General features: G+C 39.9%; 16 protein-coding genes and 1 tRNA gene. 15 read left to right on the top strand and 2 right to left on the bottom strand.

Going from position 1 to position 19576, the window contains the following annotated elements; all coding sequences use genetic code 11:
* The first annotated feature begins 9 nt into the window (after positions 1-9).
* From mscL to ftsZ, 8 genes are all read left to right on the top strand, one after another.
* Entirely contained in the window at positions 10-330 is a 321-nt protein-coding gene (mscL, locus tag FDK13_RS15755) for a large-conductance mechanosensitive channel protein MscL (RefSeq protein ID WP_137340967.1), read from the top strand.
* A gap of 149 nt (positions 331-479) precedes the next feature.
* On the top strand, positions 480-1826 hold the full coding sequence (murD, locus tag FDK13_RS15750) for a UDP-N-acetylmuramoyl-L-alanine--D-glutamate ligase (RefSeq protein ID WP_137340966.1): 1347 nt from the start codon (positions 480-482) through the stop codon (positions 1824-1826).
* Between the two features lie 10 nt (positions 1827-1836).
* Complete coding sequence (locus tag FDK13_RS15745; RefSeq protein WP_137340965.1) at positions 1837-2991, top strand: FtsW/RodA/SpoVE family cell cycle protein; 1155 nt, start codon at positions 1837-1839, stop codon at positions 2989-2991.
* A gap of 8 nt (positions 2992-2999) precedes the next feature.
* A complete protein-coding gene (murG, locus tag FDK13_RS15740; RefSeq protein ID WP_137340964.1) occupies positions 3000-4097 on the top strand; it encodes an undecaprenyldiphospho-muramoylpentapeptide beta-N-acetylglucosaminyltransferase in 1098 nt (365 codons plus the stop codon).
* A gap of 39 nt (positions 4098-4136) precedes the next feature.
* Positions 4137-5528, top strand: coding sequence for a UDP-N-acetylmuramate--L-alanine ligase (murC, locus tag FDK13_RS15735; RefSeq protein WP_137340963.1), 1392 nt, complete (start codon positions 4137-4139; stop codon positions 5526-5528).
* Positions 5529-5553: 25 nt separating this feature from the next.
* Positions 5554-6330, top strand: a complete 777-nt coding sequence (locus tag FDK13_RS15730; protein ID WP_137340962.1) for a cell division protein FtsQ/DivIB — start codon at positions 5554-5556, stop codon at positions 6328-6330.
* Positions 6331-6345: 15 nt separating this feature from the next.
* A complete protein-coding gene (gene ftsA, locus FDK13_RS15725) occupies positions 6346-7695 on the top strand; it encodes a cell division protein FtsA (RefSeq protein ID WP_137340961.1) in 1350 nt (449 codons plus the stop codon).
* Positions 7696-7737: 42 nt separating this feature from the next.
* Complete coding sequence (ftsZ, locus tag FDK13_RS15720; protein ID WP_137340960.1) at positions 7738-9165, top strand: cell division protein FtsZ; 1428 nt, start codon at positions 7738-7740, stop codon at positions 9163-9165.
* A gap of 33 nt (positions 9166-9198) precedes the next feature.
* Here the strand turns inward: ftsZ and FDK13_RS15715 are convergent, their stop codons facing one another.
* A complete protein-coding gene (locus FDK13_RS15715) occupies positions 9199-9738 on the bottom strand; it encodes an NADPH-dependent FMN reductase (protein ID WP_137340959.1) in 540 nt (179 codons plus the stop codon).
* A 264-nt stretch (positions 9739-10002) separates the two neighbouring features.
* On the opposite strand from FDK13_RS15715, the gene accD reads away from it, so the two are divergent.
* The gene (gene accD / locus FDK13_RS15710; RefSeq protein WP_137340958.1) at positions 10003-10845 is read left to right on the top strand and encodes an acetyl-CoA carboxylase, carboxyltransferase subunit beta; all 843 of its coding nucleotides are present in this window, start codon (positions 10003-10005) and stop codon (positions 10843-10845) included.
* 164 nt (positions 10846-11009) lie between these two features.
* Here the strand turns inward: accD and FDK13_RS15705 are convergent, their stop codons facing one another.
* On the bottom strand, positions 11010-11489 hold the full coding sequence (locus FDK13_RS15705) for a nuclear transport factor 2 family protein (protein WP_137340957.1): 480 nt from the start codon (positions 11487-11489) through the stop codon (positions 11010-11012).
* A 61-nt stretch (positions 11490-11550) separates the two neighbouring features.
* Between FDK13_RS15705 and smpB the strand changes: the two genes are divergently transcribed.
* The 6 genes from smpB (at position 11551) to FDK13_RS15675 (ending at position 19561) form a co-directional block, all read left to right on the top strand.
* A complete protein-coding gene (gene smpB, locus FDK13_RS15700; RefSeq protein ID WP_137340956.1) occupies positions 11551-12009 on the top strand; it encodes an SsrA-binding protein SmpB in 459 nt (152 codons plus the stop codon).
* Positions 12010-12174: 165 nt separating this feature from the next.
* Positions 12175-12687 carry an HNH endonuclease gene (locus FDK13_RS15695; RefSeq protein ID WP_137340955.1) on the top strand — a complete coding sequence of 171 codons (513 nt, stop codon included), beginning with the start codon at positions 12175-12177 and terminating at the stop codon, positions 12685-12687.
* Positions 12688-12872: 185 nt separating this feature from the next.
* Entirely contained in the window at positions 12873-14738 is a 1866-nt protein-coding gene (gene rpsA / locus FDK13_RS15690) for a 30S ribosomal protein S1 (protein ID WP_137340954.1), read from the top strand.
* A 68-nt stretch (positions 14739-14806) separates the two neighbouring features.
* Positions 14807-14877: transfer RNA gene (locus FDK13_RS15685), tRNA-Cys, on the top strand.
* 242 nt (positions 14878-15119) lie between these two features.
* Complete coding sequence (locus FDK13_RS15680) at positions 15120-16421, top strand: c-type cytochrome (RefSeq protein WP_137340953.1); 1302 nt, start codon at positions 15120-15122, stop codon at positions 16419-16421.
* A gap of 47 nt (positions 16422-16468) precedes the next feature.
* The gene (locus tag FDK13_RS15675) at positions 16469-19561 is read left to right on the top strand and encodes a TAT-variant-translocated molybdopterin oxidoreductase (RefSeq protein ID WP_137340952.1); all 3093 of its coding nucleotides are present in this window, start codon (positions 16469-16471) and stop codon (positions 19559-19561) included.
* Positions 19562-19576 lie beyond the last annotated feature (15 nt).

Below are 19576 nucleotides of genomic sequence, written 5' to 3'. Positions count from 1 at the left end.
TTAAACTATATGCTACAAGAATTTAAAACGTTTATCGCTCAGGGCAATGTGCTTGATCTGGCTGTCGGTGTGGTTATCGGTGCAGCGTTTGGAAAAATCACAACTTCATTAGTTGAGGACATCATCAATCCCATACTGGGTCTAATAATTGGCGGGGTTGATTTCACTCAGTTAAAATTCGTATTGAAAGAAGCAGTTGACAAAACACCGGAGGTTGCCATTAAGTATGGTAATTTTATTCAGACACTTATTCAGTTCCTGATTATTGCATGGGTGATTTTCATGATTGTAAAAGCGGCAAATCGTTTAAGACTTACAGAAAAGAAATAAGCTTAGAATTTTATATAAATTATATGATCAAAGGGGCATGATTTCATGCCTCTTTTTTTTACACAGGATATTTTAAAAGAAAGCGTAAAAAATTCTTCCATGAAAGAGATTAATCCGCGTACTTTACTTCTTAGTTAAAATTCGAAAATATGTTGCAGAAAAAACTCGTCGTTTTAGGTGGAGGAGAAAGCGGAATAGGAGCGGCAATACTCGGTAAATTAAAAGGATTCGATGTTTTTTTGTCGGATCGGAGTCCAATCAGTGATAAATACCGTGAAGTGTTACTTCGCGAAAATATAAATTTTGAAGAAGGTTTTCATACAGAATCGTTGATTCTTGATGCTGATGAAGTTGTAAAAAGTCCGGGAATTCCCGATAAAGCGCCGATCATTAAGGCATTGGCAGCTAAAGGAATTTCTATTATTTCTGAGATTGAATTTGCATCCCGATATACCAAAGCAAAACTGATTGCAATTACCGGAAGCAATGGAAAAACGACAACTTCTTTACTGACTTATCACCTGTTACGTGAAGCAAATTTAAACGTCGGCCTTGCAGGAAATATCGGTGAAAGTTTTGCCTGGCAGATAGCAGAAAAGAATTTCGATTATTATGTATTGGAAATCAGTAGTTTTCAGCTTGATAATATAGTGAATTTTCATCCCAATATTTCGGTAATATTAAATATTACACCGGATCATCTGGATCGTTACAACTACGATTTTCAAAATTACGTTGATTCGAAATTTAATATTATCCGGAATCAGACAGAAAATGACGATTTTATTTATTTCTCAGATAGCGAAGTTATCATTTCTGAACTTTTGAAAAGAACGGTTCTTCCCAAAAAGTGGGCTATTTCTTTAAAAGATACTATCACAGAAGGAGGATATCTGGATAACCAGAAACTAGTTTCCCAAAGAGAAGGAGAACATTATGAACAGGATTTTTCGGAACTTCCTATAAAAGGACCTCATAATGCGGTTAATGCGTTGGCTTCAATTCTGGTGGCGCAGTCGGTTGGATTAAGTCATGAAGTAATAAAAAGCGGTTTGCTGACATTTATTAACGCTCCTCATCGTTTGGAACAGGTAGCGGTAGTCGACGGTGTTACCTTTGTGAATGATTCCAAAGCTACCAATGTGGATTCTGTTTTTTATGCTTTGGGAAGTTTTGAACAACCGATCGTGCTTATTGCCGGTGGGGTAGATAAAGGAAACGATTACAGCCAGATAGAAGAATTGGTAAAGAAAAAAGTAAAAGCACTGATTATTTTAACGCCTGATTTTAAGAAATTAAAGGAGTATTTTGGCGAAATTGTACCTCAAATTTACGTAACAGAAGATGTGCAGGATGCTGTAAATCAGGCTCAGAGATGGAGTGTTGCGGGAGATATCGTATTACTTTCTCCTGCATGTGCAAGCTTTGATCTATTTAAAAATTATGAAGACCGTGGCGAGAAATTCAAACAAGCCGTTAAGAACTTAATAAGCTAGCTTCAGTATCATGGATGGTTTTCAAAAAGTAAGGGAAGAAACTCAGGCATGGTTTTCCAGAAATCTCAAAGGAGATCCCTGGATCTGGGGCATTTGTATCGGGATGTTACTTTCGAGTATCGTTGTGGTGTATAGTGCGAGTGTTAAAGATGCATATAGCGTAAAACAAGGCAATACGGAATATTATCTTTTCAAACATTCCCTGCTCTGCTTTCTTTCGCTGCTGATCATGTTTTTCGTACATCGTATCCCCTACATCAAATTTGTGTATGTGACCCGTATGGCGGTTTGGAGTTCTATTCTGCTGCTTATTTTTGCTATGTTTTTTGGCCGATCTGTTAATGAAGCTTCCCGTTGGATCGAAATACCAATTATCGGACAACGTTTCCAGCCATCAGAATGGGCGAAAGTTGCGCTGATAGCGCACTTATCGCTAATTCTTGCGAGACATATCAAGGGAGGATGGAATACAAGAGAATTATTTATGGAACCACTGGCATTGGTCGGTGCTGTGTGCGGATTAATTTTTACCAGTAATGTTTCGACAGCCTTTATGCTTGCGGGGATATGTTTTTTACTGATGTTTGTCGGAAAGGTACCTATTCATTATTTGCTTTTCACGGCCATGGGACTGGTGTTTTTTGCTGGTGTCGCTATTTTATTGAACTCGACACAGAGGTCAAATACAGCACAAAACAGGATTACATCCTTTTTGGATAAAGATGTTGTAGTTTATCAGTCGCAGCAATCTTACATGGCTATGGCCCGTGGCGGACTTTATGGCGAAGGCGTTGCCAAAAGTCGTCAGCGAAGATTTCTTCCGGAACCTCAAAAGGATTTTATTTTTGCCGTAGTCGTTGAAGAATACGGAACACTGGGGGGAACAGCCCTGATGGTACTATATCTCATTTTATTATTTCGGGGCTTAAAAGCAATTGAGGCAACAAAAAGACCTTTTGGCGGATTATTATCAGCCGGATTAACCTTTGTAGTCGTGAGTCAGGCTTTTTCTGCCATGGCAGTGACGGTTGGATTGGTGCCTGTAACCGGTCAGACACTCCCTTTTTTTAGTCAGGGCGGGACTTCTTTGCTTTTTACAGGAGTTGCTATGGGGATGATCCTCAGCGTCAGTCGCGGAGAAAAAATGGATGAGCAAAAGATTTAACAATACTTATGTCAAAAAGAGTAATTATTAGTGGCGGCGGTACAGGCGGGCATATTTATCCTGCCATCGCGATAGCCAACGCATTGAAAGAAATTGAACCGGGTATTGAAATTCTTTTTGTTGGAGCACTTGGCAAAATGGAAATGGAGAAGGTGCCTCGTGCCGGATATAATATTATAGGGTTGCCGATTGTAGGAATTAAAAGAGAAATCTCATTGGATAATCTGGCTTTTCCGGTTAAGCTGACACGCAGTTTATGGAAGGCCCGGTCTGTTATAAAAGATTTTAAACCAGATGTTGCCGTAGGCGTAGGTGGCTTTGCAAGCGGCCCTTTGCTTATGATTGCCTCTTTGCTTGGAATACCGACATTAATACAGGAGCAAAATTCCTATGCAGGAATAACGAATAAACTTTTAGCAAAAAGAGCGAGCAAGATCTGTGTGGCTTATCCCGGCATGGAAGCATTTTTTCCAAAAGAAAAGATCAGGGTTTTCGGAAATCCTGTCAGGAGTGATATTGTTGACGTTACATCGAAAAGAAAAGAAGCACTAGCCTATTTCGGTTTTCAGGAAGAGTGCAAAACGCTCTTTGTGATGGGCGGAAGTCTAGGAGCGAAATCGATTAATGAAAGTTTGAATGCTGGTATTGGCGATCTGGTTAAAGCGGGCTATCAGGTTTTGTGGCAAACTGGAAAGGGATTTATCAGTACTGCACAGGCAACTGTTTCAGGTTTAAAATCTGATGCAGCGAAGGCTTTTGAATTTATTTATGAAATGGATCTGGCTTATGCTGTTGCAGATGTTGTGGTTTCCCGGGCAGGAGCTTTATCAGTTTCAGAATTATGTCTGGCGGTAAAACCAACAATACTGATACCGTTTCCATTTGCGTCGGAAGATCATCAGACCAAAAATGCGATGAATCTGGTGGAACAGGACGCAGCGATTTTTATCAAAGATTCCAGCGCCGCAGAGGAATTAATTCCGGGTGCAATGACTTTGTTGGGGGACGTAAAAAGACAGGATGAACTGAAAAAAAATATTAAAAAATTGGCTAAACCAACAGCTGCTTATGATATCGCGGCCGAAGTGCTGAAATTGATTAAGTAGTCTTTAAAATTATTAATACAAAACATTACTAAGGCTTTTATGAACGACTGGAAATACATCTATTTTGTAGGAATTGGCGGGATTGGTATGAGTGCTTTGGCCAGATGGTTCAAGGCTAATTCGTTTCAGGTGGCAGGTTATGACAAAACTTTGACACCGCTTGTACAAACGCTGATTTCAGAAGGTATTCCTGTTAATCTGGAAGATGAAATTGAAAATATACCGGCGGAATTTATTGCAGATCCTTCACAAACGCTGATTGTTTATACGCCTGCCGTTCCGGTTCAGCATAAGCAGATGAATTATTTCAGGCAGGAAAATTTTATGATCCTGAAAAGATCTCAGGTATTAGGTTTGCTTACAAAAAATTTAAAAACAGTGGGAGTGGCCGGGACGCACGGGAAGACAACAACTTCTTCCATTGTTGCCCATATTTTACGTTATGCCGATGTAAATACTACCGCGTTTCTTGGTGGGATTACCCAGAATTATGGTACCAATTTGTTGCTTAATGCCCCGACAGAAAATCTTAGTGAGGTAGTTTGTGTTGTGGAAGCCGATGAATTTGACCGTTCATTTTTGACTCTTTTTCCTGAAATTTCTATTGTAACTTCTACGGATGCCGACCATCTTGATATCTACGGAAAACATGAAAATGTTCTGGAATCTTTCAGGGAGTTTGTCGGGCAGATTGATGAAGACGGAGCTTTGTTTATGAAAAAAGGACTTGATCTGGCTTCAAGTACGAAAGCAAAAGTTTTCACTTATTCGTTGACAGAAGGCGATTATCATGCGGATAATGTTCGTATTGAAAATGCCCGGTTTGTTTTTGATATTGTTCATCCGGAAGGTGTGATCGAAAACGTGGCAATGAAAATCCCGGGTTATCATAATATTGAAAATTCGCTTGCTGCAAGTGCAGTAGCTTTATATTTAGGCGTTTCTTCTGAAAATATAAAAGGAGCTCTGGAAAGTTATAAAGGAGTTAAACGACGTTTTGAATATCAGGTTGAACTGCCTTCCAAAGTTTACATTGATGATTATGCCCATCATCCGGCAGAAATTGAAGCATTTTTGTCATCTGTAAAAGCGCTTTATCCGGGAAGGCATGTGACAGGAATTTTCCAGCCGCATTTATTTTCAAGAACCAGGGATTTTGCTGATGGCTTTGCGGAAAGTCTTTCTATGGTTGACAGATTATTACTTTTGGAAATTTATCCGGCCAGAGAATTACCTATTGAAGGTGTAAATTCTGATATGTTATTGGACAAAGTAACGATCGCTGATAAAAATTTGGTAACCAAAAAAGATGTTTTAGACCTTTTACCGAAATTAAATACTGATATTGTAGTAACAATTGGTGCTGGTGATATTGACACCCTTGTGGAGCCAATTAAAATCCTTCTGCAAAACCCTTTTAGTAATAATTAGTCACCGCTTTTTTAAAATTACTAAGATGTTACGTAAATTTGACTATTCTTGGCATTTGCTTAAACGTAGCTTGTGGCTTATTTTGCCTATTGCCGGAATTGGCATGGCAGAAAGTCGCCTTGGTAATCAGCGTTGTAACAATATTATCATCACAATTGATGGTGATTCAGGAATGCATTTTCTGGATAAAACGGATATTCAAATGCTGCTGACCGAGAATGGAGGAGACCCGTTATTGGGAAGCAGATTGAGAGATGTTCATCTTTCGGACCTTGAAAACAGGGTGCGAAAGAATAAACTTGTAAAAAAATGTCAGGTTTTTCGTGACTTAAAGGGTAATGTTGTCGTAGAAGTTGAGCAGGAAAAACCACTTGCTAGATGGATCAATACTTCGAAAAGCGGAGAGTGGCGAAATACCTCGGGATACTATATTAATGATGAAGGCGTTTTTTTTCCTTTGTCTGAAAGTTTTTCGGCGAGAACGCTATTAGTTTCAGGCCCTTTTTTTACAAGTTCGAAAGAGATGAAGTCGAAGAAAGGAGTCATGGTAATGGATTTGATTCGTTTTTTGAATACCAATGAATTTTGGAAAGCGCAGGTAGCTGAAATGTATGTGGATAAAGACGGAGAAGTCCTGTTAACCACAGTTTTAGGTGATCAGCGCGTGGAGTTAGGGATGGCAGAAGATTTTGAATCGAAATTCAGTAAACTTCGTATTTTTTATGATAATGTACTTAGTAAAGACTGGAGTAGATTTTCAAAAATTAGTGTTAAGTTTCAAAATCAAATAGTTTGTGAATAATAATTCACCATCAGCATGGCACAGGATAATATTGTAGTAGGAGTAGATATTGGAAGCACGAAAATTACCGTAGTAGCGGCACAAGGCACATCCACGGGATCTCGTTTTGACAATATCGAGATTTTGGGATTTAGTGAGGTTCTTGTGCCTGAAGGAGCCGTAATTAATGGTTCAGTTGAAAATATAATGCAGGTTGGAGACGCAATTCGTGAAGCATTAGGCGAAGCGGCTTCCCGATCTGATTTAGATATAGGAGTTGTTAATGTCAGTTTCAGCGGATCACATGTTCGGGTTTCTCCACAGAGCGATGGCGTGATTCGTCCTACTTCGTCTACCGGTGATGAAGTTACCCAGAAAGATGTAGACCAGTTGGTTGATGATATGTACAGGGCAAAAACAGAAGCAAATTATGACGTGCTTCATGTTTTACCTATGGAATTTGTAGTGGATAGTTCGATGGGTGTTCGTCAGCCTGTGGGAAGAACCGGAATCAAACTGGGCGGACATTTTCTTATTGTTTCAGCAAATAATCAATCTATTCAAAGAACAAAAAAGAGTCTTCTCGAAGCAGATTCTCATTTGAAATTTGATAAAATGATCTATGCACCGCTTGCAACCAGCCTTGCTGTGTTGGATGAAGGTGAAATGAAAGCTGGTATCGCAATGGTTGATATCGGTGATCACACAACGGATCTTGTTATTTATTATGATGGAATTATTCGCCATATCGCGTCTTTCCCGATTGCCGGAAGGCATATCACAGCTGATTTGCGTACTGGTTGCGGAATTCAGCTTGGCAATGCTGAAAAATTGAAAAAGGAACATGGCGTAGCGATTTCTGCTGATGTACCTTTAAATATTGAAATCCTGGTTAATTTCCTGGCAGGTCGCGCACCTAAACAGGTTTTGAAGAAAAACGTTGCTTTAATTATTGAAGAAAGACTTAAGGAAATTGCAGCGATGGTTTATGCTGAAATCCTTAAATCCGGATATGAAGAAAACCTTATTGGTGGAATCGTTCTGACTGGTGGAACGGCCAATATTCCTGAAATTGAAATTTTATTTGAAAAAGTTACCAATATGCCTGTTCGGGTTGGATTGCCTGAACGTCTGGCACATACTGCCAAAGCCGATGCTGTAAGCAATACTTCGTATTCCACTGCGATAGGATTAGCCTGGGCTGGTATTAAGTCAATTGATCCGCGTATAAAATCAATATGTAAACCTCCTGTACATCTAAGTGCCCCGTTAAGAGAAGCCACAACACAAACTAAACCAAAAGAATTGAAAAAAGTACCAAAAGATGATGGTTCGTTTTGGGACCGCATCATTGGCCGCAAAGATGACAGTATTGGAGACTATTGAAAGTAAAGGAAGAAATTGCACTTATATCAACAACCCCGGACTATGAATAAAAATTTGTTGCACTCTTTAGACCAGGACTACATTGTGAACGAAATCGTTAAGGAAACCAACGGAGTCATGTCCGAACCTGCTATCATCAAGGTGATAGGCGTTGGAGGCGGAGGAAGTAATGCCGTCAACTACATGTTTGAGAAAAAGATCAAAGATGTAGAATTTGCCGTTTGTAATACCGACAGGCAGGCATTGGCTAATAGCCCGGTACCAGTAAAGATACAACTTGGTGCAACCTTAACCCAGGGATTGGGAGCAGGAACTGATGCAACAAAGGGAAAGGAAGCGGCACTGGAAACGATCGAAGAAATAAAAGCTTTGCTTGGAGGTTCTACGCAGATGGTCTTTATTACGGCTGGTATGGGTGGTGGAACCGGTACGGGAGCGGCGCCTGTCATTGCGCAGCTTGCCAAGGAAATGGGGAAACTGACGGTGGCGGTTGTCACAGCACCTTATACCTGGGAAGGACTTGACAAAAAAGAGCAGGCGCTTGAAGGTATTGAGCAGCTGAAAGAATTTAGTGATACTGTCCTGGTTGTATTGAATGATAAGCTGGAAGAGCTTTACGAAGACATGACATTAACCCAGGCTTTTGCCGAGGCGGATGGAATTCTTCTTAATGCTGTAAAAAGTATTTCCGAGATCATTACAACCAATGGAAATATAAATACGGATTTTAAGGACGTTGAAAAAGTTCTTAAAAACGCCGGACAATCTGTAATGGGTACTGCTGAGGCAAGTGGTGTTGACCGTGCTCAGATGGCTATTAAGGAAGCATTGGATTCGCCGCTTTTGAATGACCGTGATATACGCGGTGCAAAACGTATCCTTGTGACGCTTGCTACCAGCAAGAAGCGCGAAGCTACAATGAAAGAGCAGCGTGAGATCTGGCGATATGTACTTTCTCAGGTTGGTGGTGAAGCAAGAATGTTTAAATTGGGTACAATTACGGATGATTCTCTTGGAGATAAATTACGCGTTACCATTGTGGCGGCAGGTTTTGACAGTATTGAATCTCCGATTCCTGGTATTGAACTAAAAAACGGGTTTACAGGTAAAACACAACCTCAGGAAGTGATTGCTGAAATTCCTTTTGTAGAGGAAACTGCTCAGGAAATGATTCTTACCCAGGAACTGGAAGAAAACACGGCCACGAGTTCGATTGATTTTATGGTAGATCCTGAAATCATTGCGATGGACAACAGAGCATACACGCATGTTTCTTATGTAGATCTGGAAGAAAGCAACGAATGGTCAAACGAAGAAACTGCAAAATTGCAGGCGATGATCAAATCCTTTCAGGGAGGTTTGGTAAAATGGGGAGATCTTGAAGGACCGGCTTATCGTCGCAGCCACATTGAATTGTGGAAAAGACCTTCGATTCCTTCAAATGAAATGGAACAACATTGGTTAAAATAAAAAAAGAGAGGAGCCATTAGGCTCCTTTTCTTTTTAAAATCTGATTATTTGTTCTGCCTGGATTTCAAGCAATTCTTTATATAGCGGATTGGTAATTTCATTATCAACAAAATGGGATTGTATCTGAGCCAGTTTTACTCTCAGCGCCAAAGTATTCATTCCAAGATAACTGAAAATGTCATTTAAATGACTTAAAGCAGTGATTGCTCCCTGCATATTGGACGACAAGCCAACAAGAGCCGCCTTTTTATTAGTAAAACTGTTTGGATAAGGAAGGCCGTCAATAAAAGCTTTTAAAACACCCGGATAAGAGCCATTATATTCAGGTGTGATGAAAATGAATTTTTCAGCTCCGTCAATATGGCTTTTTAAGGTATTGAAAGCATCATTTTTTCCACTATTTCCGTAAAGTGCAGTGAAGGTAAAGTCATGAGGTAAATCAACCAGATCAAGTATTGTACTTGAAGTGTTGGACTGAGCGAGAAGTTTTTGATAATATTCTGCAACACGCCGTGACATAGAGTTTGGCCGGTTGGTACCAACAATGATCACAATGGGGGAAATGGCTGACATACTTTAAAATATACGAATTGGAATCGTTTGGTTAATTCGTTGCGAGTGTTGATAAATTGAATTAGGGAACAAGTTAAAACTATTTTTTGTTCGTACCGAATTATCAATAATCGGATCTGAGATTAAGTAAGGAAACTCAATACCCAATCACCGCTTGACGATACCAAACATTTATTAGTATATTTGACCCCTGATTTCATCATGAATGTTAGATAAAAGGTTTGTTTACAAGCTATAATCAAAGATATTAACCCACTAAAAAATATGTCCTGGTTTATTCGGAAAGAAAAAGGCATCAATACACCCACGGAAATGAAGCGCGAAGCTCCGGACGGGTTGTGGTATCAATGTCCAAATTGTAAGAAAATTACTGCTACAAGAGAGCATAAATTGAACGCTTACACTTGTCCGCATTGTAACTACCACGAAAAGGTGGGCTCTGATGTATACTTCGAGTTATTGTTCGACGAAAATAAATATACTGAACTGGATGCAGATCTTACTTCTGGTGATCCTTTGCATTTTGTAGATACCAAAGCATACCCGGATCGTATCAAGGCAACCCAGCTTAAAACAGGTTTGAAAGATGCGGTACGTACCGGCCACGGAAAAATGAACGATGTAAAAGTCGTGATTGCCTGTATGGATTTTAATTTCATTGGCGGATCTATGGGTTCTGTTGTTGGAGAAAAAATCGCTCGTGCTATCAATTATTCCATCAAACACAAACAGCCGTTTTTGATGATTTCCAAATCAGGCGGAGCGCGGATGATGGAAGCTGGATTTTCTTTAATGCAAATGGCGAAGACTTCCGCAAGGCTTGCTTTATTATCCGAAGCAAAAATTCCATACATATCGTTATTGACAGATCCTACAACGGGCGGCGTTACTGCTTCTTATGCAATGTTGGGTGATTTCAATATTTCTGAGCCCGAAGCTTTGATCGGTTTTGCTGGCCCACGTGTTATCCGTGAAACAATTGGTAAGGATCTTCCAAAAGGTTTCCAAAGTGCTGAATTTGTTTTGGAACATGGTTTCCTTGATTTCATCGTGGATCGTAAAGATTTAAAAGACAAACTAAGCAGCCTGCTTACGATGCTTAAATAACCGGAGCATTTTTCTTCTTACTGAATATTAGAAAACCACTGCGCAGCGTACAGGTGTTACGCTTCGGAGTGGTTTTGTTGTTTACCCAAAAAATATTTTAAAAATGGATTGGCTGGATCGTTAGGGAACATTCGAAGTTTCAGGTATATTTATTTGAAACTGAATTATAGACAATCCATTTTTCTTCTGGTATCCGTAATCGTATTTATTTTCCAGCCGTTTTTTGTTTTGATCATTGTGAAAACATTTACGCCACAATGAGAAAATGTTTCGCCACGATAAAACTTATACGGAGCCCATACAATGGCCATTGGTCCGTCCACTGAAATTTTTACATCATAAATTCTTTCATCCCATTTTTCAGTATGCGGTTTTCCTACGGCAGCTACAAAGTCATCTGTTTTACTAAGATGCGTCATGACGGAATCTTTTGCATTGGTTGAAACAGAGGTTAAAGTTGATTGAGGAATAAAAACACTTCTAACTACTGATGAATCTCCGGATCTCATTCCGTCAAACAATTTATCGACAGAGGCTCGTATTGCTGCCTCCTGCGATTGTGCGGCTACGATTTGTAAAGAAGAAATAAAAAAAAATACAAAAATGAAGAAATTTAATCGATGCTTTTGGCTCGTTATTTTCATTAGTTGGTATAGTTTTAGCAAAAGCCTAATTTTACAGACCTTTTTGTGTTAGGAATATAATATGTCAGAAAAATTAGTAAAAAAAGTTGATATCCGAAACAGACGTGCGTCGTTCGAATATTTTTTTCTTGAAGAGTTTACAGCAGGTTTGTCATTGACAGGAACTGAAATAAAATCAATACGCCAGGGTAAGGTAAACCTGACCGATGCATACTGTCTCTTTATGGACGGAGAATTGTTTATTCGTAATATGCATATTTCCGTTTACACTGAGGGAACACATTGGAATCATGATCCATTACGTGATCGCAAGCTTTTGCTTACAAAACGTGAAATGAGAAAATTAAGTGAAAACTTAAAAGATCAGGGCCTGACAATAGTTCCGGTCAAACTTTTCACAACCGATCGTGGTTTTGCCAAATTACATATTGCTTTGGCAAAAGGTAAAAAGCTTTACGATAAAAGGGACAGTATTAAAGAAAAAGATCTGAAACGCGAAAGTGACCGCTCAGACTATTAATCGCTCCTCGCTGAGAGTTAGCTGTTTAATCACTTGGCCGGAAATTTTCTGTATAATTAAATCTCAGGCGGTGAAGAGAAGTCTTTTTTAACAATAATTGAATTTTACGAAACGTTTTTTTAGGTAAATTTCCTATATTGTGGGAATTAATTGCCGTAAAGACTCATGGGTAAAGTTCTGGTTCTTAATCAAGATTACAGCGCACTTAGTGTTTGTACAGTGCCAAAGGCATTTCTCTTAGTTTATTTAAACAAAGCTGAATTGCTGGCGGAATCCCCGACTCATTTTCTCAGGACTGTAAGGGATCACTATCCGATGCCCATCGTGATCCGCCTGAATAGCTACATTCATCTTCCTTACCGTGGTGTGGTTATGACGCGTCATAATATTTTCAAAAGAGATGGAAACCGATGTCAGTACTGCGGAACGCATGATCATCTTACGCTGGATCATGTAATGCCAAAATCGAGGGGAGGGAAAACAACCTGGGATAATTTGGCAACGGCCTGCAAACGATGCAATTCTAAAAAAGGGGATTATACGCCCGAGGAAGCAGGAATGCATTTACGACAACGTCCGTTCCGACCGTCATTTCTCATGTTTATCCGTGATTTCTCAGGATTTACCGATGCAGAATGGCTTCCTTATCTCGGCTCAAAGGAAAGAGCAGTTAACTGATTGAAACTCCCCTACTTCGCCTGTTTTGGCATCTTATAATTTTTTTCTAAATCAAATCCTAGAGAACTGGATTTTTATTTAGAAAATTCCTACCTTTGCGTCCTGTTTTTTAAAATAACTAGTTAAACTAATTTTCAACTGCGTGGCTCGCCAGCTGATGTAATTCAGAGCTTTAATTCCTATTTATGTCTAAGGAAAAACAAACACAAGTATTACCTGATTTCGATTGGGACAAAGCAGAAGACAAAGGATTCGGTACAGGCTATTCTGCCGCTGACCGTACTCGTTTTGAAGAAATGTATGAAACAACAATTTCTCCGGTTCAGGAAAAAGAAGTTGTTAAAGGTGTGGTTGTAGGTATTACAGACCGCGAGGTGATTCTTAACATCGGTTTCAAATCTGATGGTATCGTTTCATCAAATGAATTCCGTGACTTGCCAGCTTTGAAAATTGGTGACGAAGTGGAAGTTTATGTAGAAAACCAGGAAGACGCACAAGGTCAACTTGTTCTTTCACGTAAAAAAGCAAAAGTAATTACTGCATGGGATAACATCCAGAAATCGTTTGACGAGGATGTGGTTATCGATGCTAACGTGAAGAGAAGAACCAAAGGTGGTCTTATTGTAGATATATTTGGTATCGAAGCTTTCTTGCCAGGTTCACAAATCGACGTGAAACCAATTCGTGATTTCGACATTTTTGTTGGAAAACGTATGGAAGTGAAAGTTGTTAAGATTAACTACGCAAATGATAACGTTGTAGTTTCTCATAAAATCCTGATCGAAAAAGATCTTGAAGCACAACGTCAGCAAATTCTTAACAACCTTGAAAAAGGACAAGTTCTTGAAGGTGTTATTAAGAACATGACTAACTTCGGTGTGTTCATCGATCTTGGTGGTGTAGACGGTTTGTTGCACATTACAGATATTTCTTGGGGTCGTATCAACCACCCGTCAGATCTTTTGGCACTTGACCAGAAGCTTAACGTTGTGGTTCTTGACTTTGACGAAGAGAAAAAACGTATCTCTCTTGGCTTGAAACAACTTCAGTCTCACCCATGGGATTCGTTGTCAGAAGATATCCAGGTTGGATCTAAAGTAACAGGACGTATCGTTAACGTTGCTGATTACGGCGCTTTCCTTGAAATCAAACCAGGTGTTGAAGGTTTGATCCACGTATCTGAAATGTCATGGTCTCAGCACCTGCGCAATCCTCAGGAGTTTATGAACGTAAACGACGAGATCAACGCAGTTGTATTGACACTTGACCGTCAGGAACGCAAAATGTCTCTTGGTATCAAACAACTTACCGAAGATCCTTGGACTCAAGGTTCATTGAAAGATAAGTATGCCATTGGTACTCGTCATAAAGGTGTAGTACGTAACCTTACTAACTTCGGTTTGTTTATCGAACTTGAAGAAGGTATCGACGGACTGGTTCACGTTTCTGACTTATCATGGACTAAGAAAATCAAACATCCTTCGGACTTCGTTAAGGTTAATGACGAACTTGAAGTTGTTGTTCTTGAACTTGACGCGGACAACCGTCGTTTGGCACTAGGTCACAAACAACTTGAAGAAAATCCATGGGATACTTTTGAAACAATCTTCGCTGTTGGATCTGTTCACCGTTCTACAATCGTAGCAAAAGGAGACAAATTCGCAACTTTGGAGTTGCCATACGGTATCGAAGGAATCGCAGCTGTGAAAAACCTTACGAAAGAAGATGGTACTGTTGCTGAAGTTGGAGAAAGCTTAGACTTTACTGTTTTGGAATTCTTGAAAGACGAAAAGAAAATCGTTCTTACTCACTCCAAAGTGAAACCTTCTGCTGCTCCTGCTGCTGAAGAGAAAAAAGAAGAAAAAGCTGCTAAGCCTGCAAATACAAGCCCAGCTAAAAATACATCTAACAACACAGAAAGTTCTGCCAAAGAAGGAGAGAAATCTACCTTTGGTGACCTAAGTGTACTTTCAGCTTTGAAGGAGCAATTCGAAGAAACTGAAAGAAAAGGAAAAAAAGTAGCGAAAAAAGACGACGAAACTGAGGAGTAGTCAATTTTTTTAATACTTTTGCACCCGGGTTAGCAGTAAGCGGGTAATCACTTCTGCTAACCCGATCTGGTTCCGTGGCCGAGCGGCTAGGCAGAGGTCTGCAAAACCTCGTACAGCGGTTCGAATCCGCTCGGAACCTCGTCATAAATATCTTGAGAAAATACCATTTGAATAAGCTGCTTTTTGGCTTTCATTCAAATGGTATTTTTTTGTTAAAACATTGAAAGTCAATGTCTACCAGTGACTTGCGTTATTTGGACACGAATAATCAAATTAGAAGAATTATAAATAAGTGAGTACTTTAAAATATCCCTCAAATACTTTTGTGGATAAAAAATCGTACACTAGATTTGTCTGTTGAAGTATTATGAATAGTTGATTATGAATATACCATTCCGAGAAGACTCTAAGTTTTGTTCCTTCTTTCCCAGCTCAAAATCGTTTCTGGCTATTATTGTAGCTATTCTCTTAAGTACCTGTAGCTTATCATGGGCACAGGACAGTACGGCTGCTGCCGGTGCTGCCCCTGCGGGAGCTGCTGGTGGTGGAGATGCCGCTAAGGGAGAAACATTATTTAAAAACAATTGTGCTCAATGCCACGCACCTACTGACGAAAGAATTGTAGGTCCTGGTTTGAAAGGTGCAACTACTCGTAACAACATACAGTGGATTACGAAGTGGGTACACAACTCACAAGCGGTTATCGCATCAGGTGATCCTTACGCAGTAAAAATTTACAACGAATACAGCAAAGCTCAGATGACAAGCTTCCCGAACTTATCGGAAGATGATATCAAAGGGATTTTTGCTTATGTCGATAAAGCGGGTGCCGCTCCGGCTCCTGCCGCCGCTGGTGCTGGTGGAGCGGCTCCTGCTGCGGGTGCTTCGCAATCAAGCGGGCCTTCTGATCTTTTCATGATCGTGCTTGTTGCGTTGGTCGTTGTAATGCTCTTAGTATTAGGCGTTTTACTTGTCATTGTAACGATTCTTTCGAAAGCCGTTAGTGGCGGAGATACAGAAACAGCTGCAAAAGGGGACTTTATGTCACGCTTAGGCAATTCTCTTAAAGGAATTGCAGGCGATCCGGCGATACGTTCTGCAACGATCTGGATTTTCATTCTTTTGGTTATGAAAGTAACAATTGATGGAGCGTATAGTGTTGGTGTTCAGCAGGGATATGCTCCTAAGCAGCCAATTTCTTTCTCGCACAAACTTCATGCAGGAGAATATAAAATCGATTGTAATTATTGCCATACCGGTGTTAACAGAGGTAAATCTGCACATATTCCTTCTGCGAATATTTGTATGAACTGTCACGGTGTGATCAAAAAGGAATCACCTGAAATTCAGAAAATATACACTTCAATAGAAAACAATACTCCTATTGAATGGGTACGTGTACATAACCTTCCTGATCTTGCTTATTTCAATCACTCTCAACACGTTAATGTTGCCGGATTGGAATGTGAAAATTGCCATGGAGATATCGCTAAAATGGAAGTTATCCAGCAGCGTTCTTCATTAACAATGGGTTGGTGTATCGATTGTCATCGTAAGACTGACGTAAATACTAAGGATAACAAGTATTACGACAAGCTGGTACAATTACACGCATCAGATAGTAAAGAAGCTTTAAAAGTAGCTGATATCGGTGGTCTTGAATGTTCTAAGTGCCATTACTAATCACTGCAAATAGATACTAGAATACAACTCATTGTATTAACAGTTTTATGGAAAATACTAATAAAAGATATTGGAGAGGGCTTGAAGAGCTGCGTAATGACGAAAAATTCATTAAAGACGCAGGTTCAGAGTTCGCTGATGCACCAACAGAAAATCAATATGAAAGTCTGGTTGACGGAGCAGGTACACACCGTCGCGATTTCTTAAAAGTTTTGGGATTTGGTATGGCTGCTGTTTCTCTTGCAGCTTGCGAAACTCCTGTTAAAAAAGCAATTCCTTACGTTAACAAGCCTGAGGGTGAATTCCCAACGATTGCAAACTGGTACGCTTCTACATATGCTGAAGGTGGAGACTACGCAAGTATTCTTGTAAAAACACGTGAAGGCCGACCAATTAAAATTGAGCCGAATGTACTTTCAGGTATTACAAAAGGTGTTAGTTCAAGAGCACATGCTTCTTTACTGGGACTTTATGACAATGAAAAATTAAGAGGTCCTAAAAAAGGTGAAGATTTAAAAGTAACCTGGGATGCTGTTGATAAAGATATAACGAGCCAGCTTTCTTCGATCGCTGCAAAAGGAGGAGCAATTCGCATTGTTTCTTCGACGCTGTTAAGTCCTTCTACAAAATCAGTTATCGCTGATTTTACGACAAAATACCCAACAACGCGTCACATTGTTTATGACGCAAACAGTTCTTCTGCAATCGTAAAAGGAAATGAGCTTTCTTTCGGAAAAGCTGTTCTTCCTTCTTATGCTTTCAACAAAGCGAAAGTAATCGTTGCTATTGATGCTGACTTTTTAGGCGCATGGATTTCGCCGGATGATTTCTCTCGTCAATACGCTGAAACACGTCGTGTTAGCAGTGCGAAAGATGGCAAGAAAGATATGTCCCGTCATTATCAGTTTGAATCAGTTCTTTCAATGACGGGTTCAAACGCAGATTATCGTTCAGCGGTAAAACCATCTCAGCTTGGTTTAGTTGTTACTTCGCTCTACAATAAAGTTGCTGCAAAACTTGGAGGGAAAGCAATCTCTGCTCCTTCTTTAGATGTAACAAACCTTGATAAAGCTGCTGCGGATCTTGTGGCTGCAAAAGGAAGTGCTTTGGTAGTTTCTGGTATCAATGATCCTTCTGTTCAGGTTGTAGTTAATGCTTTAAATAGCTTACTTGGAAGCTACGGCTCAACAATTGATCTGGATACGCCTGTTAATTTCCGTCAGGGAAATGACATTGCGATGAATGAATTCGTTGATGAAGTTAAAGGCGGAAAAGTTGAAGCAGTAATTTTCTACGCTGCTAATCCGGTTTATGATCACCCACGTGGTGCTGAATTGGCTACGTCTCTTCCAAAAGTGGCATTGAGTATATCATTTAATGACCGTGCAGATGAAACTGCATCATTAGTGAAATTCATTACACCTGCACCTCATTACCTTGAATCATGGAATGATGCAGAGCCTATGGCAGGTTTTTACAGCTTAACTCAGCCTACAATCAGTTTGATTTTCAGTACACGTCAGGCTCAGGCCAGTTTATTGAAATGGTCAGGTCAGCCATCAGACTATCATGAATACGTAAAAGCTTACTGGAGAAAAAATATTTATACACAGGGCGGTACAGACAGTTTTGAGAAATTCTGGGTACAGTCGCTGCATGATGGTTTCTTCAAAACAAACCGTTCAGCTTCTGCTGTGGGTGCAACTTTCGCAGGAAATGTTGACGAAGCAGCATCTGCAATCGGGAAAAAATATAAAGCATCTTCGACAGGAATTGAGCTGGCGTTGTATGAAAACGTTGGCGTAGGTAATGGATCTGCTGCTAACAACCCATGGTTACAAGAATTACCTGATCCGGTTACAAAAGCTACATGGGATAACCATGCAAGTTTATCACAAAAGACTGCCAAAGAACTTGGTTTTGCTCAGGGTGATGTTGTAAAAGTGGATTTGAAAGGAAAATCGGTTGAAGTTCCTGTTATTATTCAGCCAGGTCAGGCTAATGGCACGCTTGCAATAACAATCGGTTACGGTCGTGAGAAGGCAGGGAAATCGGCAAACGGTGTTGGTAAAAATGTTTATCCGCTAGCTTCCTTCTCAGCAGGATATTTATCTTTCGCACCAGGAGAAGTTACTGTTACAAAAACAGGAGCAACCCGCGAAATCGCTCAAACACAAACACACAATACTGTAATGGGCCGTAAGTCGGTCCTTCAGGAAACTGTGTTGGCTCATTTCCAGAAAGATCCTTTGGCAGGACGTTTCATCCCAAAAATTGAAACATCCGAAGGATCAGTAGATGCTACTGACCTTTCTCTTTGGAACGGACATAAGTATCCAAATCACTCATGGGGTTTGGTTATTGACCTTAACACATGTTTTGGTTGCGGATCCTGTGTAATTAGCTGTCAGTCTGAAAATAATATTCCGGTTGTAGGACGTCAGGAAGTTATTAACAGTCGCGAAATGCACTGGTTGCGTATTGACCGTTATTATAGCAGTGATGCAGAAGTAGGTGATTACACAGCAATGGAAGTTGCGTCGGAAAATCCGGAAGTTACATTTCAGCCTATGTTATGTCAGCATTGTAACAATGCCCCTTGCGAAACGGTTTGTCCGGTATTGGCAACAACCCACAGTTCTGAGGGTTTAAATCAAATGACTTATAACCGTTGTGTAGGTACTCGTTATTGTGCAAATAACTGCCCGTATAAAGTACGTCGTTTCAACTGGTTCAAATATTTTGACAACGATAACTTTGATTACCACTTCAATAATGATCTTGGTAAAATGGTTATCAATCCTGAGGTTACAGTACGTTCACGTGGTGTAATTGAAAAATGTTCAATGTGTGTTCATAAAATTCAGGAAGGTAAATTAACTGCCAAGAAAGAAAGAAGACGCGTAGTTGACGGAGAAATTAACGTTGCCTGTGCTTCATCTTGTCCAACAGATGCTATAACTTTCGGTGATATGAATGATCCTGAAAGCAGAATTTCTAAAATTCTTGAAGTAGAAAGAGAAGGTCGTGCTTTCCATATGCTGGAAGAAATTAACGTACGTCCACAGATTTCATATCTTACCAAGATCAGAAATAAGGATGTAGCAGCTACGGCAGAAACTAAAAAAGAACACGCCTAAGTCTGGTTGAAAGTT

It is taken from the genome of Dyadobacter frigoris (genome assembly GCF_005280585.1).
Taxonomy (GTDB): domain Bacteria; phylum Bacteroidota; class Bacteroidia; order Cytophagales; family Spirosomataceae; genus Dyadobacter; species Dyadobacter frigoris.
This window is presented reverse-complemented; position numbering and strand designations above follow the sequence as displayed.

Bases quoted from the DNA above. Each gene is read 5' to 3' on its own strand.
- mscL (WP_137340967.1), top strand. From the start codon at position 10: ATGCTACAAGAATTTAAAACGTTTATCGCTCAGGGCAATGTGCTTGAT.
- murD (WP_137340966.1), top strand. From the start codon at position 480: ATGTTGCAGAAAAAACTCGTCGTTTTAGGTGGAGGAGAAAGCGGAATA.
- FDK13_RS15745 (WP_137340965.1), top strand. From the start codon at position 1,837: ATGGATGGTTTTCAAAAAGTAAGGGAAGAAACTCAGGCATGGTTTTCC.
- murG (WP_137340964.1), top strand. From the start codon at position 3,000: ATGTCAAAAAGAGTAATTATTAGTGGCGGCGGTACAGGCGGGCATATT.
- murC (WP_137340963.1), top strand. From the start codon at position 4,137: ATGAACGACTGGAAATACATCTATTTTGTAGGAATTGGCGGGATTGGT.
- FDK13_RS15730 (WP_137340962.1), top strand. From the start codon at position 5,554: ATGTTACGTAAATTTGACTATTCTTGGCATTTGCTTAAACGTAGCTTG.
- ftsA (WP_137340961.1), top strand. From the start codon at position 6,346: ATGGCACAGGATAATATTGTAGTAGGAGTAGATATTGGAAGCACGAAA.
- ftsZ (WP_137340960.1), top strand. From the start codon at position 7,738: ATGAATAAAAATTTGTTGCACTCTTTAGACCAGGACTACATTGTGAAC.
- FDK13_RS15715 (WP_137340959.1), bottom strand. From the start codon at position 9,738: ATGTCAGCCATTTCCCCCATTGTGATCATTGTTGGTACCAACCGGCCA.
- accD (WP_137340958.1), top strand. From the start codon at position 10,003: ATGTCCTGGTTTATTCGGAAAGAAAAAGGCATCAATACACCCACGGAA.
- FDK13_RS15705 (WP_137340957.1), bottom strand. From the start codon at position 11,489: ATGAAAATAACGAGCCAAAAGCATCGATTAAATTTCTTCATTTTTGTA.
- smpB (WP_137340956.1), top strand. From the start codon at position 11,551: ATGTCAGAAAAATTAGTAAAAAAAGTTGATATCCGAAACAGACGTGCG.
- FDK13_RS15695 (WP_137340955.1), top strand. From the start codon at position 12,175: ATGGGTAAAGTTCTGGTTCTTAATCAAGATTACAGCGCACTTAGTGTT.
- rpsA (WP_137340954.1), top strand. From the start codon at position 12,873: ATGTCTAAGGAAAAACAAACACAAGTATTACCTGATTTCGATTGGGAC.
- FDK13_RS15680 (WP_137340953.1), top strand. From the start codon at position 15,120: ATGAATATACCATTCCGAGAAGACTCTAAGTTTTGTTCCTTCTTTCCC.
- FDK13_RS15675 (WP_137340952.1), top strand. From the start codon at position 16,469: ATGGAAAATACTAATAAAAGATATTGGAGAGGGCTTGAAGAGCTGCGT.